Annotated in this window: 18 protein-coding genes and 1 pseudogene; 13 read left to right on the top strand and 6 right to left on the bottom strand. The window is 66.4% G+C overall.

The genetic code is table 11. From position 1 onward, the window contains the following. The first annotated feature begins 45 nt into the window (after positions 1–45). The 5 genes from ACQKDV_RS01150 to ACQKDV_RS01130 all read left to right on the top strand — a co-directional run bounded on the left by ACQKDV_RS01150 (position 46) and on the right by ACQKDV_RS01130 (position 4,898). Positions 46–1,635 (top strand): calcineurin-like phosphoesterase C-terminal domain-containing protein, encoded by a 1,590-nt coding sequence (locus ACQKDV_RS01150; protein WP_427781958.1) that lies wholly within the window; start codon positions 46–48, stop codon positions 1,633–1,635. A gap of 36 nt (positions 1,636–1,671) precedes the next feature. Then, a complete protein-coding gene (locus ACQKDV_RS01145) occupies positions 1,672–1,956 on the top strand; it encodes a hypothetical protein (protein ID WP_313442674.1) in 285 nt (94 codons plus the stop codon). Between the two features lie 100 nt (positions 1,957–2,056). Beyond that, entirely contained in the window at positions 2,057–3,103 is a 1,047-nt protein-coding gene (locus ACQKDV_RS01140) for a glucokinase (protein WP_427781957.1), read from the top strand. Between the two features lie 56 nt (positions 3,104–3,159). Further along, positions 3,160–4,158 carry a N(4)-(beta-N-acetylglucosaminyl)-L-asparaginase gene (locus ACQKDV_RS01135; protein WP_427781956.1) on the top strand — a complete coding sequence of 333 codons (999 nt, stop codon included), beginning with the start codon at positions 3,160–3,162 and terminating at the stop codon, positions 4,156–4,158. Next, entirely contained in the window at positions 4,155–4,898 is a 744-nt protein-coding gene (locus ACQKDV_RS01130; protein ID WP_427781955.1) for a copper homeostasis protein CutC, read from the top strand. Before ACQKDV_RS01135 ends, ACQKDV_RS01130 begins: the two co-directional genes overlap by 4 nt. 125 nt (positions 4,899–5,023) lie before the next feature. Here the strand turns inward: ACQKDV_RS01130 and ACQKDV_RS01125 are convergent, their stop codons facing one another. Then, positions 5,024–8,110, bottom strand: a complete 3,087-nt coding sequence (locus ACQKDV_RS01125) for a TonB-dependent receptor (protein ID WP_427781954.1) — start codon at positions 8,108–8,110, stop codon at positions 5,024–5,026. Between the two features lie 220 nt (positions 8,111–8,330). On the opposite strand from ACQKDV_RS01125, the gene ACQKDV_RS01120 reads away from it, so the two are divergent. The 7 genes from ACQKDV_RS01120 (at position 8,331) to ACQKDV_RS01090 (ending at position 19,145) form a co-directional block, all read left to right on the top strand. After that, positions 8,331–8,579 carry a hypothetical protein gene (locus ACQKDV_RS01120; RefSeq protein WP_427781953.1) on the top strand — a complete coding sequence of 83 codons (249 nt, stop codon included), beginning with the start codon at positions 8,331–8,333 and terminating at the stop codon, positions 8,577–8,579. A 577-nt stretch (positions 8,580–9,156) separates the two neighbouring features. Beyond that, positions 9,157–11,592 carry a GH92 family glycosyl hydrolase gene (locus tag ACQKDV_RS01115; protein WP_427782000.1) on the top strand — a complete coding sequence of 812 codons (2,436 nt, stop codon included), beginning with the start codon at positions 9,157–9,159 and terminating at the stop codon, positions 11,590–11,592. 96 nt (positions 11,593–11,688) lie between these two features. After that, positions 11,689–12,738, top strand: a complete 1,050-nt coding sequence (locus ACQKDV_RS01110) for a LacI family DNA-binding transcriptional regulator (protein WP_427781952.1) — start codon at positions 11,689–11,691, stop codon at positions 12,736–12,738. A 63-nt stretch (positions 12,739–12,801) separates the two neighbouring features. Continuing rightward, a complete protein-coding gene (gene fucP / locus ACQKDV_RS01105; RefSeq protein ID WP_427781951.1) occupies positions 12,802–14,115 on the top strand; it encodes an L-fucose:H+ symporter permease in 1,314 nt (437 codons plus the stop codon). A 7-nt stretch (positions 14,116–14,122) separates the two neighbouring features. Next, a complete protein-coding gene (locus ACQKDV_RS01100) occupies positions 14,123–15,118 on the top strand; it encodes a carbohydrate kinase family protein (protein WP_427781950.1) in 996 nt (331 codons plus the stop codon). Continuing rightward, positions 15,115–16,341: an AGE family epimerase/isomerase gene (locus ACQKDV_RS01095; RefSeq protein ID WP_427781949.1), complete on the top strand. Its 1,227-nt coding sequence runs from the start codon at positions 15,115–15,117 to the stop codon at positions 16,339–16,341. The genes ACQKDV_RS01100 and ACQKDV_RS01095 overlap by 4 nt, the downstream gene beginning before the upstream one ends. A gap of 185 nt (positions 16,342–16,526) precedes the next feature. Beyond that, positions 16,527–19,145 (top strand): beta-mannosidase, encoded by a 2,619-nt coding sequence (locus ACQKDV_RS01090; protein WP_427781948.1) that lies wholly within the window; start codon positions 16,527–16,529, stop codon positions 19,143–19,145. 33 nt (positions 19,146–19,178) lie between these two features. Here the strand turns inward: ACQKDV_RS01090 and mtnC are convergent, their stop codons facing one another. The 5 genes from mtnC to ACQKDV_RS01065 form a co-directional block, all read right to left on the bottom strand. Beyond that, positions 19,179–19,874, bottom strand: coding sequence for an acireductone synthase (gene mtnC / locus ACQKDV_RS01085; protein WP_427781947.1), 696 nt, complete (start codon positions 19,872–19,874; stop codon positions 19,179–19,181). Positions 19,875–19,877: 3 nt separating this feature from the next. Further along, a complete protein-coding gene (locus ACQKDV_RS01080; RefSeq protein ID WP_427781946.1) occupies positions 19,878–20,435 on the bottom strand; it encodes a 1,2-dihydroxy-3-keto-5-methylthiopentene dioxygenase in 558 nt (185 codons plus the stop codon). Between the two features lie 92 nt (positions 20,436–20,527). Continuing rightward, the gene (locus tag ACQKDV_RS01075; protein WP_427781945.1) at positions 20,528–21,169 is read right to left on the bottom strand and encodes a methylthioribulose 1-phosphate dehydratase; all 642 of its coding nucleotides are present in this window, start codon (positions 21,167–21,169) and stop codon (positions 20,528–20,530) included. A gap of 452 nt (positions 21,170–21,621) precedes the next feature. After that, the gene (locus tag ACQKDV_RS01070) at positions 21,622–23,049 is read right to left on the bottom strand and encodes an amino acid permease (protein WP_427781944.1); all 1,428 of its coding nucleotides are present in this window, start codon (positions 23,047–23,049) and stop codon (positions 21,622–21,624) included. Positions 23,050–23,132: 83 nt separating this feature from the next. After that, complete coding sequence (locus ACQKDV_RS01065) at positions 23,133–24,605, bottom strand: amino acid permease (protein ID WP_427781943.1); 1,473 nt, start codon at positions 24,603–24,605, stop codon at positions 23,133–23,135. 130 nt (positions 24,606–24,735) lie between these two features. Here ACQKDV_RS01065 and ACQKDV_RS01060 point away from each other — a divergent pair. Further along, positions 24,736–25,020 (top strand): annotated as a pseudogene (locus ACQKDV_RS01060) (NUDIX hydrolase); the annotation flags it as partial.

Here is a 25,020-nt window from a genome sequence, read left to right as displayed (position 1 = left end):
GGTCCGCACCTACAATGGGCGGTCTTTCTTTCCCGGACCGCCCCCATGAAACTGCCCGCCGCCTGGCTGTGCTGCCTGTTGCTGACGTCGCCGGCCTGGGCCGCCGATACGGTGGTCAGTGGCAAGGTCTACCTCGAACGTGACGGCAGGCCCGGCCGCGGTGCGACTGATCCCGGCCTGGCCGGAGTGCAGGTCTCCAACGGCGAAACCATCGTCAAGACCGCCGCCGACGGCAGCTACAGCCTGCCGGTGCGCGACGGGCAGACTGTGTTCGTCATCAAGCCCGATGCCTACGCGTTCCCGAAGGCGGCCGATGGCCTGCCGGCGTTCTGGCGGCATTACCGCCCCAGTGGTTCGCCGGCACTCAGGTACGGCGGCATCGCCGCCACCGGTGACGCCGGCCGTGGCTGGGATTTCGCCCTGCAGCCTGACCGCCATGACAGTCGCCGTGGCTTCCAGATGCTGGTCTTCACCGATTCGCAGACGGCCAGCCTGAAGGACATCGGCTACTACCAGCAGTCCATCGTGGCACCGCTGGTGGGCCAGACCAAGGCGCGCCTGGGTACCACCCTGGGCGACATCGTCAACGACGATCTGAGCCTGTATCCGGCCATCAACAAGGTCACCACCGCGCTGGGCGTGCCGTGGTTCCATGTACCGGGCAACCACGACCTGGATGCCGACGCGGCCAACGATGACCACTCGCTGGACAGCTGGCGCAACATCTACGGGCCTGATACCTACGCGGTGGAAGAGGGCGGCGCCAGCTTCGTGTTCCTCGATGACGTGGTCTACGACCCCAACGCCAGGCCGAAGTACGTCGGTGGCCTGCGCGAGGACCAGTTCGTGTTCCTTGCCAGCTACCTGAAGGGCCTGCACAAGGACCGCCTTCTCGTGCTGGGCTTGCACATTCCGCTGTTCGATGCGGCACCCGGGCGCGAAACGTTCCGCCACGCCGACCGCCAGCGCCTGTTCGACCTGTTGAAGGATTTCCGCAACGTGCTGGTGCTCAGTGGCCACAGCCACACCCAGCAGCATGTCTACCACGGCAGGCCGGAGGGCTGGCAGGGTGACAAGCCACTGCACGAATACAATGTCGGCGCCAACTGCGGCGCGTTCTGGTCGGGCGTGAAGAATGCTGCGGGCGTGCCCGACAGCACCATGAGCGACGGAACGCCCAAGGGCTATGCGCTGCTGGACGTGGCCGGCAACGGCACCTACCGCCTTCAGTACCGCGTGGCCGGTGCGCCGGCCAGCGAGCAGATCGGCCTGCATGCCCCCAAGGTGCTGCGCCAGGGCGCGTACCCGGCGTGGGGCGTGTACGCCAACGTCTACATGGGTGAGGACGGCAGCGTGGTCGAGTACCGCGTCGATGGCGGCGCCTGGCAGCCGATGAAGCAGGTCAGCCAGCCTGATCCGCGTCTGCTGGTGGAAAACGTGGCCGACGATACCGCCGAGACCCTGCGTGGCTACGACCGCTCGCCGGAGGCCACTGCATCGCCGCACCTGTGGCGCGGCACGCTGCCGACCAACCTCGAGGTGGGCAGCCACAAGGTGGACGTGCGGTCGACACAGCCTGATGGTGCGGTGTTCACCGCCAGCACCCGCTACAGCCTGCAGACGGCGCAGCCCTGAGCCGGGACGACGGTTCCCATCACAAAAGGACGCAGCATGGATATCCGTTTCATGGCCGGCACCACGCCGGTCACCCTCAGCCGCCACTGGTTCACCGGCGCGATGTTCCTGCAGAGTGCCGATGAGAAGGTCTGGGTACAGCATCCGCTGCACCCGGGCACCCAGTTTTCGTTCTCGCTGGTACAGTCGTGGATGCGCCACATCGCCGGCCACCAGGTCCTGGTCGAGCGTACCCGCCCGCTGCTGTTCGCCGGTTTCCGCCCGCAGCGTTTCCGCGTGCTGGTGGACGGGGTGCAGGTGGCCGAGCAGGAAGGCATGTAACGCTGCGCCTGCGCGACAGCTCCAGCGGTGGCGCCGCGATTGGCAAAGTGCCGCCAATGCCTGAGAATCGGGTCGATTCAATCGATCCAAGCAGGCCAGCGTGAACGTTGCAGCAGCGTCCCCGGTTCATCCCGATTCCGCCGGTAGCGGCGTTCTGCACACCGGCGTGCCCGCCAGTGGCGTTCTCCGTTCGCTGGTGGTGGCCGATGTCGGCGGTACCTTCGCCCGTCTGGCCCTGGCTGAAACCGCACCGGGGCAGACGCCGCGCCTGGGCAGTTACCGCACCTATGCCTGCGCGGACCACCCGAGCCTGGCCGCGATTCTGGCCGATTTCACTGCCAGCCTGGGCCAGCCGGTGCGCACCGCGGTGGTGGCCATCGCCGGCCTGCTCGATGGCGACGTGCTGATCAATGCCAACCTGCCGTGGACGGTGTCGCTGTCCACCACGCGCGACCAGTCCGGCCTGCAGGAACTGCAGCTGATCAACGATTTCGAAGCGGTGGCGCTGGCCATTCCCTACCTGCAGGCCCACACCCTGGTGCCGCTGAACGGCGATGCCGATCCGGCACAGGCTTTTCCGGCGCTGGTGCTGGGCGCAGGTACCGGCCTGGGCGCTGCGCTGCGCTTTGCCGATGGCGACCGGCCGGTGCTGGCCAGCGAGCTGGGCCACGCCGCACTGGGTGCCGGCAACGCGCTGGAACTGCAGGTGCTGGCCATGCTGCTGCAGCGCTGGCCGCACGTGGACAACGAGCGCGTGCTGTCGGGCAGCGGCTTGATGAATCTCTATCCCTGCCTGTGCGAACTGCGCGGCGCCACGCCGCAGTGGACCAGTACCGAAGCGCTGATCGGCGCGGCGCGCAGCGGCGAAGATGCGCTGGCAGTGGAAACCCTGCAGGTGTTCTGCGCCTGGCTGGGCAGCCTGGCTGGTGACGCAGCGATCGCCGTGGGCGCACGTTCGGTCTATCTGGCAGGGGGCATCTCCGCGCATGTACAGGATTTCCTTGCCGATGGTCGCTTCCGCGAGCGCTTCCTCAACAAGGGCGTGCTGACCGACGTGCTGCGCCAGGTGCCGGTGTGGCGCGTTGAACACGGCCAGCTGGGCGTGCTGGGCGCAGCGGTGTGGCACGCAGCACGCGCGCCGGCATGAACAGATAGAAGGCTGCCGGCAGCCTGCCAGCGGCGGAAGGGACGACGGAGGCGGACATGGTGGATCGAAGGCAGTTCCTGCAGGCCGGTGCATTGGCCGCAGGCATGGCGGCAATGCCGGGTGTGCAGGCCCGCACGCAGGGCGGCGCGAAGGTCGTTTCAACCTGGGATTTCGGCGTGCAGGCCAACCAGGCCGCGTGGAAGATGCTGGCCGAGGGCGGCAGCGCGCTGGATGCGGTCGAGGCCGGCGCACGCTGGGCCGAGAGCGAGCTGTGCAATCCGACGGTCGGCCATTGCGGCAACCCTGATCGCGACGGCGTGCTGAGCCTGGATGCCAGCATCATGGACGGCGATGGCCGCTGTGGTGCTGTGGCTGCGCTGGTGGACATCCTGCATCCGGTGTCGGTGGCGCGCAAAGTGATGGAGAACAGCCCGCACGTGCTGCTGGTGGGCGAGGGCGCGCAGCAGTTCGCGGTGCAGCAGGGCTTCGAGCGCCAGCACCTGCTCACGCCGCAGGCAGAAGCGGCATGGCGCGAATGGTTGAAGACCGAAAAGTACCAGCCGCAGATCAATGCGGAACGCCGCGGCCTCCCCGGCAACAGCGACAACCACGACACCATCGGCATACTGGCGCTGGATACCAACGGCCACCTCGCCGGTGCCTGCACCACCAGCGGCATGGCCTGGAAGCTGCATGGGCGGGTGGGTGACAGCCCGATCATCGGTGCCGGCCTGTACGTGGACAACGACGTGGGTGCGGCCACCGCCTCGGGTGTTGGCGAGGAGATGATCCGCAATGCGGCGTCGTTCCTGGTGGTCGAGCTGATGCGCCAAGGGCGCACGCCGGCCCAGGCCTGCCGCGAGGCGATCGACCGCGTAGTGCGCAAGCGCCCCGAGGCAACCAGGACGCTGCAGGTCTGCTTCCTGGCGATGAACAAGCAGGGCGACGTGGGTGCCTATGCGCTGCATCGCGGCTTTGTCTATGCGGTATGTGATGCACAGCGCCAGGACGACCAGCGCGATTCGCCGTCGATCTACCCGAGCACGCAGACGTGAGCGCGCGCCTGGGGTTGGAGATCGCCAGCAACTCGGTGGCCTCGGCGCTGGCCGCGCAGGCCGGGGGCGCCGACCGCATTGAACTGTTCGACAACCTGGCCGAGGGCGGCACCACGCCGTCGTTTGCCAGCATTGCCATCGCCCGCGAGCGCCTGCAGATTCCGCTGTTCGTGCTGATGCGACCACGGGCGGGCGATTTCCATTACGACGCGCTGGAAACCGAGCTGATGCTGCGCGACATCGCGCAGTGCCGGGCACTGGGCTGCGATGGCGTGGTGGTCGGTGCGCTCGATGCGCGGGGTGACATCGATCTGGCGCTGTGCCGCGAGCTGGTGCAGGCCGCCGGGCCGCTGCAGGTGACCTTCCATCGCGCGTTTGATGCCACCCGCGATCTTCCTGCAGCGCTGGAACAGGTGATCGGGCTGGGTTGTCAGCGCGTGCTGACATCGGGGGGCCAAGTCAGTGCCGAAGCCGGCAGCAACGTCCTGGCCTCACTGGTTGCCCAGGCGGCGGGCCGCATCAGCGTGATGCCCGGTGCCGGGCTGGGCCCGTCCAACATCGCCGGCGTGGCCCGGCAGACCGGCTGCAGAGAACTGCATGCCTCGGCCAAGGCCCTGCGACGCTCGGCCATGCAGTTCCAGAACCCCGTCCTGTGCGGCCTGGACCCGGACTGGTGCCAGACCAGCACCGCCACCGTGGCCGCCCTGCGCAAGGCGCTGGACGCTGACCTGCTTCTGTAGAGCCGAGCCCACACTCGGCTGTGTTTCGCGCAGATCAACAGCAGCCGAGCATGGGCTCGGCTCTACCAAACAAAAACGGCGGCCACCTGTGAAAGCGTGGCTGCCGTGGAGGACCGTTGTAAGGGCTAGAACTTGTAGGTCGCGCCGAAGTAGATCTGTCGGCCCGAATACAGGTTCGAGATCAGGCGGGACTGGGTGTCGTTGCCCAGGTAGATGCGCTGTTCGGACTTGGTGGCGTTGAGTACCGAGGCGGTGAAGGTCAGCGCGTCGGTGAAGTTGTAGGCCACGTTCAGATCCAGCTGATCGTACGGTTCGGAGTACTGGGTCATGCCGTTGACCAGGCCGCCCACCACTTCGCCGCGACGGTTGTACGAGGCGCGGGCCAGGAACCGGTCGGCTTCGTAGAACACCGTCAGGTTGGCCTGGTTCTTGGCGCTGCCTACCAGCGGCGATGCGCCGAGGTTCTCGCCATTGAGTTCGATCGACGCCAGGTTGGTGTCGTTGTAGGTGTAGTTGGCCTGCACGCCCAGGCCGAAATCGAAGGTGTACTGGCCGTACAGCTCCACGCCCTGCGAGACCGCATCGCGGCCGTTGGCCTGGGTGCTGTAGTCCTGCACCGTTACCATCTCGCCGCCGACTTCCATCTGCACGTCACGCACGATCGGCACGGTGAAGTTGCTGATGTCCTTGCGGAACAGGCCGACGCCTGCCACCGCGCCCGGCATGAAGTACCACTCCAAGCCGAGGTCATACTGGGTGGCCTTGAACGCTTCGAGGTTCTTGTTGCTGCCGCTGCCGGCCCAGCCTTCGGTCGGTGCGCCGCCGGCCACGCGGCGGTCATTGACGTACTCGGCGCTGTAATAACTCAGGCTGCCCGGCGAGGCGATGCTGGTGTAGCTCGGACGCGCCACGACCTTCGATGCCGCGCCGCGCAGGACCAGCGTATCGGTGATGTCCCAGGCGATGTTGAAGCTGGGCAGCACGTCGGTGTAGGTGTGGTCCGAGCCGATCAGCTCGTAGGTCTTCCCGCGTGCCAGATTGTCAGGCAGTCGCACGAAGCCACTCTCGCAGCCGTAGGTGGGGTAGGCGGCCGCTGCCGGATCATCGCAGGACATCGGCGCGCCGGAGGCGTTGTCCAGGAAGTAATCGTTGAAGCGTTCGATGGAGTCGCTGGACTGGGCGAACTGCTCGGTACGCACCACGCGCACACCGACGTTGCCGCGCAGGCGCTCGGTACGGAAGTTGGCCTGGAGATAGCCCGAATAGATCTTCTCGTTGACGTTGTAGACGAAGTCGTCCTCGACGCGGTTGTGCGACTGCCCGTACGTGCTGTTCAGGTAATCGATGTAGGCCGGGTAGTTGATGCCCGGGAACACGTTGGCATTGAAGCCGTGGCCGAGGCCGGTGATCGGGTTGGACAGGAAGAAACCGGGCTGGGCGATGCCGGCGGTGTTGTCACAGCCAGCCTGGTAACGGCTGTCGTAGTCGCTCGGGTCGGCGCCCTGGCAGACCCAGTAGGTGTTGCCGGTGTTGCGGTGGACCTTGCCGTCACGGTACTTGGCGCCGAACTGGATCGAGTCGAGCCAGCCGCTTTCGAACAGCTTGGTGACATCGGCCTGGAAGTGGCTCTGCTTGACCTCGGTCTGCATCCACGACGAATCGGTCGAACCGGTGTCGACCTCGGCGATGCCATTCATCAGCACCTCCTGAAGGTTGGGCGAGACGGTCAGGGTCGGCGTGCCGGTCAGGTCCCAGGCGGTGTACTGGTTGCCGGATTCCCACACGCCGTTGACGCGGCGGCGCGGCTTGGCCGACATGCGGAAGTTCATCGACGGACCGCCTTCTGACCAGGTGCGGCCGCCGCTGAAGGAGGCCTTCCACAGCGGGCTGATATCCCAGTCGATGGTCAGGTCAGCGGTCTGCGACAGCGCCTTTTCGCGGCTGTAGCCGCCGGTCAGCTGCGGGGTGGGAATGGTGCAGTCGTCCGGTCCCCAGCCACCGGGGGCCAGGCCGGCGGCTGCGGCTTCGTCTTCACTGCAGTAGTAGGTCTTTCCCGGCAGCTTCTCGAACTGCGCGCCGGTGACCACGGTGCCGCTGGGGTCGAAGGTCAAACCATTGAGCAGGCGGCCGCCGGCCCAGTTGCCGTCGCCGTTGTAGCGCGCCATGTTCCATTCCGGCACCTTGAGCATGTTCTGCGCATAGTCGCCGTCCAGCTGGAAGCGGAAATAGTTGGCGGTCAGGGTCAGGTTGTCGACCGGCTTGAACTGGAACGTGAGCTGGCCGCCCCTGCGCTCGCGCTTCTCTTCCTTCACGGCGAAGTTCACCGAGGTGGGCATGAAGAAGTCGCTGTAGTTGTGCCCGAACTGGTCGTTGAAGCCCGAGTTGCCCCACCAGTAGTTGATGCCGCCCTGGCTGAGGGCGTTGCCGTTGACATCGCGGGCGTCAACGTCGGTGCCGTACCACTGGTAGTTCTCGGTGCTCACTTCCATGGTGCGGCTGGTGCGCTTCTGCTGGGTTACGCCGACCAGCACGCCGAAGCGCTCGTCCTTGCTGTGCCACGAGTACAGCGCCGACGCCTGCGGGTCGACATTCTGGTGGGTGTCGGAGGACACGCCTTCCAGCGTCACGTAGCCGGAGTTGGATTCCATTTCCAGCGGTCGGCGGGTATGCAGGATGACCGTGCCGCCGATGCCGCCTTCGTCGATGCGTGCTTCCGGCGATTTGAACAGCTCGGCGCTGGACAGCATGTTCGACGGCAGCAGGGTGTAGTTGAACGAACGGCTGGCTTCGTCATTGGTTTCTGAGGTGGCGATGTAGTTGCCGTTCAACTGGGTCAGCGTCAGGTCCGGATCGAGGCCGCGCACGCTGACGCTCTTGCCTTCGCCGCCGTCGCGGGTGATGACCACGCCGGGCACGCGCTGCAGCGAATCGGCGACGTTCTTGTCGGGGAACTTGCCGACGTCTTCAGCGGTGATCACTTCGACCACGGCGTTCGCGTCGCGCTTCTGCTGCAGGCTTTTTTCGATGGCGTAGCGGTAGCCGGTGACCTGGACGCTGTCCAGCGTAGTGGCCTCGCTGCTGGCGGTGGTGGGATGTGCGGGGGCCTGCTGGGCAGCGGCGCCGGTCGGCGCGACGGCTGCGGCCAAGGCCACCGCGACGGCGAGCGACAAGGTGTCGCGACCGTGCTTACGAGTTGAATGCTTCATTGCCATCTCTCCATCTCTCCTGGATTGATCCGGTGACTGACGCGGAACTTGAATCGATCTAATCTGTGATGCCGATTTTTTGCTTGAGCCGCGCGGCTGCGTGGCACGGCGCGCTGGTACTCGGGTATGTACTGTTCCGGTCCCCAACTCCGGGCCATCCCTGAAACTGCTTGGATCGATCTAAGCGATGGCGGGGCGATTTTTAGCACGGCTGGCGGGCGTGCGCATGCTGCTGCGCAATATTGCAGTGACGTGTCTGCCGAATGATGATTCGCTGAAATGCGCTGGAATCGTTTACATGCGCAAAGGGGAGGGTGGTTCGGCAGGGCTTGCAGCCCTGCACCTGCTTCAAGCCGAAGCCGAAGCCGAAGCCGAATCCGAAGCAGGATCAAAGGCGGCTCTGGGTTGCTTTGAGTTGGGCGGGGTGGTGTGGGCTGGCAGGACACGCCGTAAACCCATCCATGGGGGCTCGTAGGCGCCATCCATGGCGCCTGCGGTCCTTCCAGCCCACACCGCCCCACCCCCGACAGTTTCCTGCTGACGGTTGGAACATCGACATCACTCGCCATCGAGATCTATCAGATATCGAAATTCATCTGGGGTCAGAGCCCGTTGCGTAGCAACGGGATCCGACCCCTGGCTCCGGCAGATCGCGGAGAACTGTCGAAGGCGGGGTGGGTCCGGTTGAGGGGGCGTGAGCCGCATGGATGCGGCGACCGAGGCTACATGGACGTATTTACGCCGTCCCCTCAACCGGACCCACCCCGCCATCCCACGGAAAGCCAGCCTTTGACGTTGCTGTTGCCCGTTGCATTGAGCAGGTGCAGGGCTGCAAGCCCTGCAAAGAGACCCCCCCTTGTTTTGCTGCGGCGCAGAATGCATGGAGGGGCGCTGCCTGCTTTACTTCAATCGATCTAAATCCGCCGGGGTGCGGATTTGTACCGATGGAAACGAGGCATTCGGCCAATCCGGCCGTCGCTTTGCTGCCGCCCTGCCGCCAAGGAGTCCTGTCCGTGACCAGGTTGTCCCGCCATCCGTCCGTCCGCCGCCCGTTGGCACTGTCCCACCGCCCGCTGGCCCGCATCGCCTGCCTGCTGGCATTGGCCGTCACGCCCTGGCTGCAGGCTGCGCCGGCCGCGCTGGAGCGCGAGGTCAACACCTTCATCGGCAGCAAGGATGACGGCAACACCTTCCCCGGCGCCTCGGCCCCCTTCGGCCTCATCCAGGTCAGCCCGATCGGCAGCCACTACTCGGGCTGGCGCTACGACGACGACAAGATCCGCGGCTTCGGCCATTCGTTCCTGTCCGGCGCCGGCTGCTGGGAGCAGGGCGGTCAGGTCTCCATCCTGCCGGTCACCGGCAGCATCGGTCCGGGCGGCGATTTCGACACCGGCAATCCCAAGCGGTTCGATCACAAGGCCTACGCCTCCCGCTATACCCACGACGGTGAAGTCGGCCAGGCCGGCTACTACAAAGTGCGCCTGACCAGCTACGGTGGCATCGACGCGGAGGCGACCGCGCGTACCCGCGCCGCCGCTGAGCGCTACACCTTCAGCCAGCGCAGCGGTGATGGCCATGTGCTGGTCAACGTCGGCCAGGCCAACGAGCGCCACTCGGTCATCGGCAGCGTGATCGATGTGGTCGGTGATCGCGTGGTGGAAGGCAAGCTGGTCACCAAGAGCTTCTGTGGCGGGCACCAATACACCACCTGGTTCCGCGTGGAGTTTGATCGTCCGTTCAAGGCATACGGCACCTGGGGCGAGACCGGTGGCCTGCCCAACGCACGGCACAGCATGGAAGGCGAGCAGAAGCCGAACGGCGCCTGGCTGACCTTCGATCTGGGCAAGGGTCAGTCGGTTACTGCGGTGAGCGCTATTTCGCACGTCGATGCTGAAGGTGCACGCAGCAACCTGCGCGCCGAGGGCATGCAGGGGGGATCGCTGATCGGTTTCGAGAAGATGCGTTCGCTGTCCCAGCAGGCCTGGCGCGAACAGTTGGCGCGCGTGCGCGTGCAGGGTGGCAGCAGCGATGACCGGACGGTGTTCTACAGCGCGCTGTACCACGCGCTGCTGCAGCCGCTCACCGGCAGCGATGCCGATGGCCGCTACCGCGGCTATGACGATGGCATCCACCGCGCCGATGGCTGGACGTATTACGAGTATTTCTCACTGTGGGATACCTATCGCGCGCAGAACCAGTGGCTGGCGCTGACCCGCCCGGACGTGGCCCGCGACATCGGCCGCACCCTCCTGGCCATCGACGAGCAGGGCGGCTGGCTGCCGCGCTGGGGCTATGCCAATTTCGAAACCAACATCATGACGGGTGACCCGATCACCCCGTTCATGGTCGACCTGTGGCGCTTCGGTGCGCTCGAGGGTCGTGAATCGCAGGCCTGGGATGCGCTGCGCCGCAATGCCTTCGGTACGCCGCCGCTGAACTCGCGCATGGCCGGTCGCTCGGGCAACCCGACCTACCTGGACAAGGGCTATGTGGTCTATGACCGCGCGTTCCCGTCCAAGGGCATGGACGTCGATCCGCATCACGGCGGTTCGGCGACGCTGGAGTACGCCCTGGCCGACTGCGCACTGTCGCAGATGGCCGATGGCCTGGGCCACGCCCAGGATGCGGTGACGCTGCGCGAGCGCGGCCGCAACTGGCGCAAGATGTGGGACCCGCAGGTGCGTGATGAGGAGACCGGCTTCACCGGCTTCCCGCGCCCGCGCACCGAAGACGGCCAGTGGTACACCCCGGCCGACGGTCATTACAGCCCGCGCTCGCACCACGGGTTCCATGAAGGCACCGCGTGGCAGTACCAGTGGCTGGCGCAGCAGGACGTGCCGGGCCTGGTGGAAGCGATGGATGGCCGCGAACAGGCCGGCCGCCGCCTGGATGCGTTCTTCGGGATGGCCGCGCTGCAGGCCGACCCGCTCAACGCCGCTCGCAAGGAGTGGGTGGTCGGGCCGTACAGCTACTACAACCAGTTCCGCTACAACCCCAACAACGAGCCGGACCTGCATGCACCGTGGCTGTACACGCTGATCGGCCAGCCGTGGAAGACCGCCACGGTGCTGCGGGCAGCGCAGCAGCTGTTCACCAATGCGCCCAATGGCGTGACCGGCAATGACGATCTGGGCACGATGTCGGCCTGGTACCTGTTCAGTGCCATCGGCATGTACCCGGCGGTGCCGGGCAGTGGCGAGTTCCTGCTGCATACGCCGCGCTTTGCCAACGTCGAAGTGGACATGGGCAATGGCCGCACCCTGCGCATCGACGCGCCGGGCGCCGATGGCCGCCGCCTGCAGTATGTGCAGGGCGTGCAGGTGGATGGCCAGGCCCATGCGCCGGTGTGGCTGGACTGGGGCCGCCTGCAGCAGGGCCCGCGCGTGCGTTTCGCCCTGGATGGCCAGGCGCCGACGCAGGGCTGGGGCACTGCCGTGGCCGACCTGCCAGTCTCCTGGTGCGCTGCACCAGGCATCCCGCTGCGATGATCGGCGCTGCGTCTCTGCAGGCTGCCCAGCGAACGGCACGCCATGAGGCGGCCCCGATCCATTACGCTTGAGCTTCCAGCGGAGTCCGGGAAGACGATGAACGACACCAGCGACAGTTCCAGCAAGCGTTCCGGCAAGGCGGTGACGGTGACCGACATCGCCCGTGCCATCGGCGTTTCGCGCGCGACCGTGTCGCTGGTGCTGCGCGGCAGCCCACTGGTCAATGTCGATACCCGGGCCAAGGTCGAGGCCGAACTGCGCCGCCAGCGCTATGTCTACAACCGTGCGGCGGCCAATCTCCGCCGGCGCACCTCGTCCAGCATCGCGCTGGTCATCAACGATCTGTCCAATCCGTTCTTCGCCGAATTCGCTTCCGGCGTGGATGAGGCACTGGGCGGGCGGGGTTACGTGACCCTGCTGGGCAGCACCGGCGAATCGCCCGAGCGTCAGCATGCGGTGCTGTCCACCCTGATGGAACACACTCCGGCGGGCCTGATCCTGTCGCCTGCCGAGGGCAGCGATGCGACGCGGCTGCGCCAGGCGCTGGGCGCCAACGCCAACGTGCTGCTGTTCAACCGCGAACTGGCCGGCGCCGACTGGGATTTCCTGACACTGGACAACCAGCACGGCGCTTACCTGGCCACGCGCCACCTGATCGAGCGTGGCCATCGCCAGATCGCATTCTTCGGCGGCCATGCCGCATCGAGCTCGTGCCACCAGCGCCGCGCCGGTTTCCAGCAGGCACTGGCCGAGGCCGGGCTGTTGCTGCCACCGGGCTGGATGATCGAATCGGCGCCGAACCGCCTGGAAGCCGCGGCGCGTACCGACGAGTTGTTTGCCAACGGCCATCGCCCGAGCGCGGCGGTCTGCTACAACGACACCGTCGCGCTGGGGCTGATGCTGGGCCTGAACTCGCGAGGCATCCGCCCCGGTGGCGATTTTGCAGTCACCGGGTTCGATGACATTTCCGAAGCGTCGGTTGCAGTGCCGCCGCTGACCACCCTTACCGCCGACCCGCGCGAGCGCGGCCGGCAGGCGGCCGCACTGCTGCTGCAGCGCCTGAACGACCCGGATGCGCCGCCGCAGCGCACGGTCGCCCCGGTGCAGCTGCGCATCCGTGAAAGCAGCGCCGCCCGCCCCACCTGATCCTGTCCAACGCACCCCCCTTCCACGCAACAACGACCTTCCGCGCATCGAGGCGCGAACCGCATGCCGATTTCCGCAACGCCCCGCCCATCGGGTTCTCCCGGCAACGCACCGGCCGTCACCAACGGCAAGGCACTGGCCGTGGTCACCACCATCTTCTTCATGTGGGGCTTCCTGACCTGCCTCAATGACATCCTGATCCCGCACCTGAAGGCGGTGTTCGAGCTGAACTACGCCAAGGCGATGCTGGTGCAGTTCACGTTCTTCGGCACCTACTTCCTGATGTCGTTGCCGGCCGGTCGCCTGGTCGCTGCGCTGGGCTACAAGAAGGGCATCGTGGCCGGCCTGGTCATCGCCGGCATCGGTGCGCTGGGCTTCTGGCCGGCCGCCGAGCTGCGCGTGTATGGCGCCTTCCTCGGGGCATTGTTCGTGCTGGCCACCGGCATCACCGTACTGCAGGTGGCAGCCAACCCCTACGTGGCGCTGCTGGGCCCGGAACAGACCAGTTCCAGCCGCTTGACCCTGGCCCAGGCACTGAACTCGCTGGGTACTGCCATTGCGCCGATCTTCGGCGGCATGCTGATCCTGTCCAACACGGTCAAAAGTGCCGATGAGCTGAACGCGCTGCCGGCTGCCGAGCAGCTGGCCTACCGCGCCGCCGAAGCGCAGGCTGTGCAGGGCCCCTACGTCGGCCTGGCCGTCGCACTGGTGCTGCTGGCGGTGTTTGTGTTCCTGTTCCGCCTGCCGGCGCTGAGCGATGCCACCGAGCAGGCCGACGAGGGCCAGCACCACAGCTACCTCGACGCGCTGCGCACGCGCCACCTGCTGCTGGGCGTACTGGGCATCTTCTTCTATGTCGGCGCGGAAGTGTCGATCGGCAGCTTCCTGGTCAACTACCTGTCGATGCCCAGCATCGGTGGTTTCAGCGAACAGCAGGCAACGCACTACGTGTCGGCCTACTGGACGATGGCGATGATCGGCCGCTTCGCGGGCTCAGCCCTGCTGGCGCGCTTCTCGCCCAGCCGCCTGCTGGCCCTGTTCGCGCTGATCAACGTGGCCCTGCTGGCCACGACCATGCTCAGCTCCGGCAGCATCGCGCTGTACTCGGTGGTGGCGATCGGCCTGTTCAACTCGATCATGTTCCCGACCATCTTCGCGCTCAGCATCGAGCGCCTCGGCCCGCTGACCAACAAGGGCTCCAGCCTGCTGATCATGGCCATCGTCGGCGGTGCCGTGGTGCCGTACCTGCAGGGCCAGCTGGCTGATCACATCGGCGTCCAGGCCAGCTTCATCCTGCCGCTGCTGTGCTACGGCTACATCATCTATTACGGTCTGGTCGGCGCGCGCACGTCGGTCTCCGCAACGCAGGGAGGCTGAGTCCAGAATGGGTGGCATTGTCTGCTTCGGCGAAATTTTGATCGATCTACTAGCGCAGCCGCCGGCTTCGGCCGACACCCCGCGCGCGTTCCTGCAGTACGCCGGCGGTGCGCCGGCCAACGTCGCCGTAGCCGCCGCGCGGCTGGGTGCGAAGACGCAGTTCGTCGGCATGCTGGGCCGCGACATGTTCGGTGACTTCCTCGCCGAAAGCCTGGTCGAGCACGGCGTGGGCACCGACTACATCGTGCGTACCGATGCGGCCAAGACCGCGCTGGCCTTCGTCGCCCTGGACGCGACCGGCGAACGCAGCTTCAGCTTCTACCGCCCGCCAGCGGCCGACCTGCTGTTCCGTGACAGCGACTTCCAGGCCGCGTGCCTGGAAAACGCGCAGTGCTTCCACGTCTGCTCCAACAGCCTGACCGAGCCGGCCATCGCCGAAACGACCTTCGCCGGCATGGACCGTGCCCGGGCGGCCGGTGCGGTGGTCAGCCTGGACCTCAACCTGCGCCCGGCACTATGGCCGGCCGACGTCGATCCGACGCCGTGGCTGTGGCAGGCACTGGAACGCGCCGATCTGGTCAAGCTGTCGCGCGAGGAACTGGATTACCTGGCCGCGCCGCTCGGCGCTGACGGCGAGGCTGCTGTCCTGCAGCGCCTGTTGGCCGCGCAGGCGCGCTGGGTCATCGTCACCGACGGTGCGGCCACGCTGCACTGGTACACCCGTGAGCAGCAGGGCCAGGTCACCAGCTTCAGCGTGGCCACGGTTGATACCACAGCGGCCGGCGATGCTTTCGTCGGTGGCGTGCTGGTCGGCCTGCTGGAGCGGGGCGGTGCAGGCGCTGGTTTCGCCGCGTTCTGCCAGGACCCGCAGGCCATCACCGCGACGCTGCGCTTTGGTGCCGCGGTCGGCGCACTGGCCGTTACCCGCAAGGGCGCGTTCGCCGCGATGCCCTCGCTTGCTGAAGTGCAGCAGCTGCTGCAGGCACAGGACCTTTCCGCATGAGCACCTCGCCCGATTTCCGTTCGCCCGCCTTCCTGCGCGCGCACATCGCCGACACGATGGCGTTCTACCACCCGCGCTGCATCGACCCCAACGGTGGCTTCTTCCATTACTTCCGTGATGACGGCAGCATCTACGATGCCGGCCACCGCCACCTGGTGAGCAGCACGCGCTTCGTCTTCAACTACGCGATGGCCTACCGCGAGTTCGGCAATGCCGAGTACCGCGAGGCGGTCGAGCATGGCGTGCGCTACCTGCGCGAGGTGCACCGCAACCCGGCCACCGGCGGTTACGCCTGGACCCTGCGCAATGGCAAGGTCGAGGACGACATGAACCACTGCTACGGCGTGGCCTTCGTGCTGCTGGCCTACAGCTGCGCGCTGAAGGCCGGTGTCGAGCAGGCCCGCGCGTGGATGGACGAGACCTGGCAGCTGCTGGAGGCGCGCTTCTGGGAGCCACAGCACGGCCTTTACAAGGATGAAGCCGATGGCCAGTGGAACTTCACCGGTTACCGCGGCCAGAACGCCAACATGCACATGTGCGAGGCCATGCTGGCGGCGTTCGAGGCCAGTGGCGAACAGCGCTACGTCGAGCGCGCGCTGCAGCTGGCCGACAACATGACCCGCCGCCAGGCTGCCAAGGCCGGTGGCCTGGTCTGGGAACACTACGATGAGAACTGGGAAATCGACTGGGATTACAACCTGGACAATCCCAAGCATCTGTTCCGCCCGTGGGGTTTCCAGCCCGGCCACCAGACCGAGTGGGCCAAGCTGCTGCTGATCCTTGACCGCCACGTGCAGGCCGAGTGGCTGGTGCCGACCGCGCAGCACCTGTTCGACGTGGCCGTCGAGCGCAGCTGGGACGAGGCACGTGGTGGCCTGTACTACGGCTTCGCGCCGGAGTCGCGCCGCCAGCCGGGCATGGACGGCGCGCCGATCGGCGGCGACAGCTTCGTCTGCGACGACGACAAGTACTTCTGGGTGCAGGCCGAAACGCTGGCCACCGCCGCGCTGATGGCCAAGCGCACCGGCGATGACCGCTACTGGCAGTGGTACGAGCTCATCTGGGCGTACGCGTGGGAGCACTTCGTCGACCACCAGTACGGTGCCTGGTACCGTATCCTCGATGCCGACAACCGCAAGTACAGCGACGAGAAGAGCCCGGCTGGCAAGGTGGATTACCACACGATGGGCGCGTGCTACGAAGTGCTGAACGTCGTTCGTTGAGGTCTGCCGCGCTGCGCGCTCGCCGGGCATGGCCCGGCGCTGCCGTGGCGTGTCGCATGGGTAACGCCGGGCCGCGCCGCGTCGCGGTTAACGCGCCGGAATGATGAACGCATCGCCATGCGCGCGAAGCCGACCGCACGCAGTGGACACCGGCTTAGGCGTTCAACAGAAAACAGGAGCACCACGTGCATCGTCTTTCCCTCGCTGTCCGTCTGCTCCTGCTGCTGTTCACGCTTGGCAGCTTCCCCGTGCTGGCCGCGCCGCTGCAGGCACAGTGGGAGTTCCGCCTGCTGCCCGGCGATGCCCAGGGCGCCTCCCACCCTGGCCTGCAGCAGTGGCGTGCTGCCACCGTGCCCGGCAGCGTGCACACCGATCTGCTTGCCCATGATCTGATCCGCGATCCGTACGTGGGTGCGGCCGAAGCCGAGCTGCAATGGATCGGCTTGGCCGACTGGCAGTACCGCGCCCACTTCGACGTGGATGCGGCCACTCTCGCCAGGCCGAATGCCGAACTGCGCTTCGATGGCCTGGATACCTATGCCGAGGTGTCCCTCAACGGAACGCCGCTGCTGCGCGCGGACAATGCGCACCGCACCTGGCGTGCGCGCGTGGAAGGGCGCCTGAAGGCCCGCGACAACGAGCTGCTGATCGTGTTCCGCTCACCGATCCGCACGCTGCTGCCGGGCGTGCTGGCGATGCCGCACAGGATCGCCGGCAATTACCCTTCGCCCTACGGTGACGAACCGAAGGACGCGATGGTCGGCAACTTCGCACGCAAGCCGGCCTATCACTTCGGCTGGGACTGGGGCCCGCGCTATGTCACCGCCGGTGTGTGGCGTGGGGTGGACCTGCAGGCCTGGGATGCTCACCGGCTCACCGATCTGGCCGTGCGTACCGACGCCCTGGACGCGCGACAGGCCAGGTTGGCGGTGCTGCTGCAGGTGGAGCAGGGCAGTGCCGCCGGTTCGGCCGTGGTGGATGTGGAAGTGCGCGATCCCGAGGGCCGCAGCGTGGCCCAGGTGCAGCGCACGGTACTGCTGAAGCCGGGCCCGAACAGCGTGGAGGTTCCCGTTGAACTGACCCAGCCCCGCCGCTGGTGGCCGGTCGGCCATGGCGCACAGGACCGCTATACCGTGCGCGCGCGCGTGGATGACGGCGGCACCCCCGAACTGGCACGCGAGCAGCGCATCGGCCTGCGCACGGTGGCACTGCGCCGCGAAGAAGACGGCAAGGGTGGGCAGGGCTTCGCCTTCGTCATCAACGGTGTGGAGGTCTTCGCCAAGGGCGCCAACGTGATTCCGTTCGATGCCTTCCCCGCACGCGTCGAGGAGGCCCGCCTGCGCCAAGTGCTGACCGCTGCGCGCGATGCCAACATGAACATGCTGCGCAACTGGGGCGGTGGCTACTACGAGGACGACGCGTTCTTCGACATTGCCGACGAGCTGGGCCTGATGGTCTGGCAGGACTTCATGTTCGGCGGTGGCATGCAGCCCGGTTATGACCCCGCGTTCCGCGCCAGCGTGGTGGCCGAGGCGCGCGACAATGTGCGCCGGCTGCGCCACCACCCCAGCATCGTGCTGTGGTGTGGCAACAACGAGGAAGAGACCGCCTGGAAGGACTGGGGCCACGGCCGTGATCTGACAGCAGCCGATCCCGCTTTTGCTGCCAGAGTATGGCAGGGCTACGTGGACCTGTTCGGCCACGACCTGCGGCAGGTGGTGGGCGAGGAAGGCCTGGGCGTGCCGTACTGGTCCAGTTCGCCCAGCAACGATCTGGACGTGAAGGCCAATGATTCGACCCGGGGTGACAAGCACTACTGGCAGGTCTGGGGCAACCCGGCGCTGCCTGTGCAGGCGTACCTTCGCGAGACCCCACGGTTCATGTCCGAGTATGGGCTGCAGGCGTGGCCGACCATTGCGACGGTTGACCAGATCGCCAGCCGCGCCGAGCAGCGCATCGACAGCACGGTGATCCGCGCGCACCAGAAGTTCATGGCTGGCGAGGGCAACAGCCGGCTGCTGCAGTACATCGAACGCGGCTACGGTACGCCGAAGGATTTCGAGGACTTCGTCTACCTCAGCCAGGTGATGCAGGCCGATGGCATTGCCCTGGCGGCGCTCCATCATCGAGCCTCGCGGCCGTACACCATGGGGTCGTTGTACTGGCAGCTCAACGATGTGTGGCCGGGTGCCTCGTGGTCGAGCGTGGATTACTTCGGCCGCTGGAAGGCGTTGCATTTCGCCGCGCGCCGCTTCTTCGCGCCGGTGACGCTGGCGGCATTGCGTGATGAGGGCGGCACGCGGGTGCGCCTGCTCAACGACGGTGCCGCGCTGGATGCACGTTGGCGGATGCGGGTGATGGATGTGGACGGCAAGGTGCTGCGTCGACGCGAGGACGCGGTGACGTTGACGGCGGAGGGTGTCACCTCGATCGGTGATTTACACGATGCCGAGCTCTTGGCCGGTGCCGATCCGAAGCGCACGGTGGCGGTGTTCGAGTTGCTGCAGGATGGCAAGGTGAGCGCGCGGGAGGTGGTCGGATTCGTCGAAGCCAAGGACCAGGTATTGCCGCGGCAGAAGCTCAAGGCCACCCTGTCCATCAAAGGCGACCACTATCGACTACGGCTGGAAAGCGCGGCCTACGTGCGCGCGACGTGGATCGATTTTGGTGCGCTGGACGTGACGCTTGAAGACAACCTGCTGGACCTGCTGCCGGGTGAGACCCGCGACATCGCCGTGCGTGGCCCGGTGGACCTGACGACCCTGCGCGACGCGCTGAAGGTGAAGACCCTCAACGACCGTTGAGGGCATGGGTGCGGACCGTAGGTCCGCACGCCCTTACAGCTGGATCTGCTGGAAATTCTCTACGCGGTCATGGCCGTTGGCGGCCTGGCCGCTGCGCGGCATCGGGTAGTCGTCCCGGCGGTCGATCAGGCGGGTCTGCAGGCCGGCCTCGCGGGCGGCATCCAGTTCTTCCACTACGTCGGAGAGGAACAGGATCTCACCCGCCGGCACACCGATCGCCTGGACGATGCGGCGGTAGCTGTCCGCCTCTCGCTTGCCGCCGATCTCGGTATCGAACCAGCCCGACACCAGCGGGCTGAGGTCACCGGCATCGCTGAAGCCGAAGAACAGTTTCTGCGCCGGCACCGAGCCGGAAGAATAAACGTACAGCGGCAGACCCGAGGCGTGCCAGCCCTTCAGCACTGGCGCCACTTCCGGGTAGAAGTGCGCGGTGTAGTCGCCGCGGCGGTAGCCGGCATCCCAGATCAGGCCCTGCAACGCCTTCAGTGCAGTGTGCTTGCGGTCCTGGTCGATCCAGCCCTGCAGCGTCTCGGCCACCACGCTGTCCTGGCAGGCACCCCCGATCTCGGCGGCCACTGCGTCCAGCCAGCGACGTACCTCCGGCCGCCGGCCATGCTCGGCTACGAAGGCCGGCAGCGCCTGGCGGGCATAGGGAAACAGCACGTTCTTGACGAACGAAATACTGCTGGTGGTGCCTTCGATATCGGTCAGGATGACGCGGGGCTGCATGGATCAGGACGCCTGGGTGGGAACGTAACGGGGGAATTTCTGTGCGATGTCGGTGCCGGTGAAATGACCGATCCAGCCGTCCGGCTCGGTGAAGAAACGGATGGCCACGAAGTTCGGCTCATCGCCCATGTCGAACCAGTGGGTGGCGCCATCAGGTACGGCGATCAGGTCGTCCTTCACGCACTCGATCTCGTAGACCTTGTCACCGACGTGCAGGGTGAACAGGCCCGAGCCGGCGACGAAGAAGCGCACCTCATCTTCCTTGTGGAAGTGTTCGTCGAGGAACTTCTTCCGCAGCTCGGCGCGGTTCGGGTTGTCCGGGGCGATGGAGGCCACGTCCACACTCTTGAAGCCGCGTTCGGCGACCAGACGGTCGATGTCGGCGCGATAGGCGGCGAACACCTCGTCCTGGCTGGCACCCGGCGCGACCGGTGCGGTGGCCTGCCAGCGCTCGAAGGTGACGCCGATCTTCTGCAGCTCGGTCGTGATGATCGCCCCGTCCTGGGTGTCCAGCAGCGGCGATTCAGGGCGGGTGTCGTCGTAGATGCGCAGTCGGCTCATGGCGGCAGCTTGAACGTCTCGGGGGGAAGACAGGGTAACAGGGTGGTGACGGGGTGCAGATTCCGGATTGGAATCTGCACCGCGGCGCGGGCTCAGCCGCGCAGCTTGCGCAGTTCCAGTTCGCAGTGGAACAGGAACTCGAAGGCTTCCATGTGGCGGCGCGCTTCGGCCATGTCGCGGCCCCAGGCGTACAGGCCGTGGCCGTCGATCAGGTAGCCCCACAGGGTCTGCGTGTCGAGCAGGGCATCGACCTGTGCCGAGAGCACGTTCATGTCCTGGGTGTTGGCAAACACCGGTACATCGATGGCCATCTCATGGGTGCTGTTGCCGGCGAAGGCCTTCAGCAGCTCGTAGCCTTCCAGGCGGATGTGGCCCTGCGGCGCGTACAGGCGCGAGGCGATGGTCTGCACCGGCGAATGGGTGTGCAGGACGCAGCCGATGTCCGGGAAGCGGCGGTACAGCTGGGTGTGCAGCAGGGTTTCGGCGGACGGGCGCAGCGGGCGCCCGACGGCCTGTCCGTCGAAGTCCACCACCATGATGTCGTCCTCGATCAGGCGGCCCTTGTCCTTGCCCGAGACGGTGATCGCGGCGTGGCGGTCATCCAGGCGGTGGGAGAAATTGCTGCTGGTGGCCGGGGTCCAGCCGGCGTGGGCCAGTTCGCGGACGTTGTCGATCAGCAGCTGGGCCAGTTCGCTCAGGCGCGCGGTGTCGTAGGGGAAGGTGGGGGCGTTCATGGGGTCGATTTTACTGGATTCGGCCAATGGCTGAGCCCCTCGTGGCGGGCGGTTGGTCGCAGAGAGCGGGTTTCGGGATCTGGCCGGCTCCGTGCGCGCCAGCCACGGAGTGAAGAAGGAAAGGCGAAAAGCGGGTCGCTGCGCTGCGCTTGCTCGCAGCGGAGCATGGCTCCGCTCTACAGAGGATTCATTGACCGGAGAAGATTCAATTCTCCGGATGGAACTCATCCACGCATGGCGTGGATCTACCGGACGCGCCGGGAGACTGTCGTAGGCGGGGAGGGGTGAGATTGCGGGGGCGTGAGCCGCATGGATGCGGCGACCGAGCTTACAGGGACGTACTTGCAGCGTCCCCCGCAATCTCACCCCTCCCCGCCAACCCCTCAATCCAGCCTTGTTGTTGACGTTGCTCCAGCGGGTGCAGGGCCGCAGGCCCTGCAATACCCAACCCCTTACTGACCCCGCAGGCGGCTGTGCCTGAACCCGTAACCGAAATAGATCACGAACCCGACCACCGTCCACACGCCCATCAGCATCCAGTTGTGCAGCGTCATCGCCGACAGCAGCGCCAGGCAGCTCAGCACGCCCAGGGTGCAGATCAGCCACGCCATCGGCATGCGGAACGGACGCGGCAGGTCCGGCTGGGTGCGGCGCAGGATCAGCACCCCGGCGCATACGGCCGCAAACGCGATCAGGGTGCCCATCGAGGTCAGTTCGCCAAGGATGTCCAGCGGGAACAGCGCGGCCAGCAGGGCGATGCCGATGCCGGTGATGACCGTGTTGATGTGCGGCGTGCGGTACTTCGGGTGGATCTTGGTGAACACCGGCGGCAGCAGGCCGTCGCGGCCCATGATCATGAAGATGCGTGGCTGGCCGATGATCATCACCAGCACCACCGAAGACAGGCCGACCAGGGCGCCGACCTCGACCACCCAGCGCAGCCAGCCCAGTTGCGGGTGCGCCGCCACCGCGGTCACCACCGGTTCGTCGGTGCCCAGCAGCGGGTAAGGCACCAGGCCGGTCATTACCGCCGCCATGGCGATGTACAGCACCGTGCAGATCACCAGCGACAGCATCATGCCGAAGGGCATGTCGCGCTGCGGGTTCTTCGATTCCTGCGCCGCCACTGACACCGCCTCGAAGCCGATATAGGCAAAGAACACCATGGCTGCGCCGCGCAGCACGCCTTCCATGCCGTACTTGCCCGGGCCTTCGTTGGCCGGGATGAACGGTGTCCAGTTGCTGGTGTCCACGTACTTCCAGCCGACCACGATGACCAGCACGATCAGGCCGGTCTTGAGCACGACCATGGCCATGTTCATCGCCGAGGACTTGCTGATGCCGACGTAGCACAGCCAGGTCAGCAGCAGCACCAGCCCGGCCGCCGGCAGGTTGGCGATGGCGCCGGTCGGGCGCAGTTGGGCGTCCAGTGGCGCGCTGACCAGTGACGCGGGTAGATGGATGTCGAACTGGCTGAGCAGGCTGAGGAAGTACCCGGTCCAGCTGACCGCCACTGCCGAGGCCGACACGCCGTATTCCAGCACCAGCATCCAGCCGATGAACCAGGCCGAGAGCTCGCCGAAGGTAGCGTACGTATAGGTGTAGGCGCTGCCGGACACCGGCACCATCGAGGCGAACTCGGCGTAGGCCAGCGCACAGAAGGCGCAGCAGATGGCCGCCAGCACGAAGGACAGCATGATGGCGGGGCCGGCGTGATTGGCCGCGGCCTGGCCGGTGATGACGAAGATGCCGCCGCCGATCACCGCGCCGATGCCCAGGGCGGTCAGGCCCCACGGGCCGAGGTGGCGGCGCAGGCTGAGGCCGTTGGCGTCTTCATGGGCGGCATGCGGGTGCTTGGTGGCCCACAGTTGCTTGAACATGTGTGTCGATCTTTTCGAAGCGCGCCGGTGGGCGCGCGGGGCAGAAACGGACGGGCCGGCGCAGGGGCCGGCCCGTAGGCACATCAGGATGACTTGGCCAGCTTGCTGTTGCGGATGCCGTAGCCTAGGTAGATCAGCAGGCCCAGCACGGTCCAGCCGACGAACAGATGCCAATGCACCACGAAGGCCTGCCAGAACAGGAACAGGCAGGTAGCCGCGCCCAGCGGGCAGATGATCCACACCGCCGGCACGCGGAACGGGCGGTGCAGGTCCGGCTTGCTGTAGCGCAGGATCAGCACGCCGATGCAGACAGTGGCGAAGGCGAGCAGGGTGCCCATCGAGACCAGTTCACCCAGCACGTTCAGCGGCACCAGGCCGGCCAGCGCCGCGGCGATCACGCCAACGACAATCGTGGCCCAGTACGGGGTGCGGAAGCGGGCGTGGACCTTGCCGAAGAACTTCGGCAGCAGGCCGTCGCGCGAGATCGTATAGGCGATGCGGGTCTGGCCCATCATCATCACCAGGATCACCGAGGACAGGCCGGCGATGGCGCCGATCTCCACGGCGGTCTTCAGCCACGACAGGGTCGGGAAGGGTTCCAGCGCGGTGGCCACCGGCTTGTCGGTGCCCAGAAGGTGGTACGGCATCATGCCGGTCAGCACCGCGCAGACGATGATGTAGACCACGGTGCACACGGCCAGCGAGCCGAGCAGGCCGATCGGCATGTTGCGCTGCGGGTCCTTGGTTTCGCCGGCAGCGGTGGACACCGCGTCGAAGCCGATGTAGGCGAAGAACACGATGGTGGCAGCGCGGAAGATGCCGCTCCAGCCGAACTCGCCCGGGCCGGTGTTTTCAGGGATGAAGGGGTGCCAGTTGGCCGGGTCGATGTGCGCTGCGCCGATGCCGATGAACAGGCAGATGACGGTGACCTTGATCGCCACGATGATCGCGTTGACGAACGCCGACTGGGTCACGCCGACATACAGCAGGCCCGACACTGCGGCGATGATCAGTACCGCCGGCAGGTTGAACAGCTTGCCCGAAGAGACGAATTCGCTGCCGGTCCAGGCGATGGGCGCGGCACTGAGTGCATCCGGGAAGGGCATGTGCAGCGTGGTGGTGAGGAAGCTGATGAGGTAGGCCGACCAGCCCACTGCGACTGAGGCCGAGGCGAACAGGTATTCCAGCACCAGGCACCAGCCGATGAACCAGGCCATGCCTTCGCCGAGGGTGGCGTAGGAGTAGGAGTAGGCGCTGCCGGAGACCGGCATCATCGCGGCGAATTCGGCATAGCACAGCCCCGCCAGCGCGCAGGCGAAGCCGGCGATGACGAACGAGAGCATGACCGCCGGGCCGGCGTGGTTGGCCGCAGCCTGGCCGGTCAGGACGAAGATGCCTGCACCGATCACCGCACCGATGCCGAGCAGGATGAGGTGTTTAGCCGTGAGGGTCCGTTTCAGCGTGGCTTCGCCATCCAGGCTGCCTTCGATGGGTTCGCCGGCATCGACGTGCCCGGCCGGTTGCACCGGCTTGACCCTCAACAGAGCTTTCAGCATGCAGAACTTTCCTGATGATCGGATTGGGGCCGCCGGTGCGTTGCCGGCGGCCTGGAGTGGTGAAGGCCGCGCGAACGGCCCGCTGTACCTTAGCCAAAGCTGAAGCCACCGCACAAGCGCAATCGCAACAATGACCGGCGATAATGGGCAGCATTTTTCCGATTGCCCCGCATTCATGGATCAACCTGCCGAATCCCTTGCCGCGCTTGATGAACACCTCCGCGGGCTGGTCCGGGACTACGCCCGCAGGGAGCCATCCGACGACGTGTTGGCTGCCGAATTCGGCACATTGATCGATGATCCGGAAGACGCCTTTCGTCGTGAACGCCTGGCTGGGCATTTTACGGCCAGCTGCTGGCTGGTCAGCGCCGACGGCCAGCGCCTGCTGCTGACCCACCACCGCAAGCTGCTGCGC

It is taken from the genome of Stenotrophomonas sp. NPDC077659 (assembly GCF_050268705.1).
In the GTDB taxonomy this organism is placed as follows: Bacteria; Pseudomonadota; Gammaproteobacteria; order Xanthomonadales; family Xanthomonadaceae; genus Stenotrophomonas.
Note: the sequence above shows the minus strand (reverse complement) of the source record. Positions and strands in the feature narration are given on the sequence as shown.

Coding starts and splice junctions, on each gene's coding strand:
- mtnC (WP_427781947.1), bottom strand. CDS start 19,874: ATGCAGCCCCGCGTCATCCTGACCGATATCGAAGGCACCACCAGCAGT.
- ACQKDV_RS01120 (WP_427781953.1), top strand. CDS start 8,331: ATGCTGCTGCGCAATATTGCAGTGACGTGTCTGCCGAATGATGATTCG.
- ACQKDV_RS01135 (WP_427781956.1), top strand. CDS start 3,160: ATGGTGGATCGAAGGCAGTTCCTGCAGGCCGGTGCATTGGCCGCAGGC.
- ACQKDV_RS01095 (WP_427781949.1), top strand. CDS start 15,115: ATGAGCACCTCGCCCGATTTCCGTTCGCCCGCCTTCCTGCGCGCGCAC.
- ACQKDV_RS01125 (WP_427781954.1), bottom strand. CDS start 8,110: ATGGCAATGAAGCATTCAACTCGTAAGCACGGTCGCGACACCTTGTCG.
- ACQKDV_RS01145 (WP_313442674.1), top strand. CDS start 1,672: ATGGATATCCGTTTCATGGCCGGCACCACGCCGGTCACCCTCAGCCGC.
- ACQKDV_RS01150 (WP_427781958.1), top strand. CDS start 46: ATGAAACTGCCCGCCGCCTGGCTGTGCTGCCTGTTGCTGACGTCGCCG.
- ACQKDV_RS01075 (WP_427781945.1), bottom strand. CDS start 21,169: ATGAACGCCCCCACCTTCCCCTACGACACCGCGCGCCTGAGCGAACTG.
- ACQKDV_RS01070 (WP_427781944.1), bottom strand. CDS start 23,049: ATGTTCAAGCAACTGTGGGCCACCAAGCACCCGCATGCCGCCCATGAA.
- fucP (WP_427781951.1), top strand. CDS start 12,802: ATGCCGATTTCCGCAACGCCCCGCCCATCGGGTTCTCCCGGCAACGCA.
- ACQKDV_RS01100 (WP_427781950.1), top strand. CDS start 14,123: ATGGGTGGCATTGTCTGCTTCGGCGAAATTTTGATCGATCTACTAGCG.
- ACQKDV_RS01110 (WP_427781952.1), top strand. CDS start 11,689: ATGAACGACACCAGCGACAGTTCCAGCAAGCGTTCCGGCAAGGCGGTG.
- ACQKDV_RS01065 (WP_427781943.1), bottom strand. CDS start 24,605: ATGCTGAAAGCTCTGTTGAGGGTCAAGCCGGTGCAACCGGCCGGGCAC.
- ACQKDV_RS01080 (WP_427781946.1), bottom strand. CDS start 20,435: ATGAGCCGACTGCGCATCTACGACGACACCCGCCCTGAATCGCCGCTG.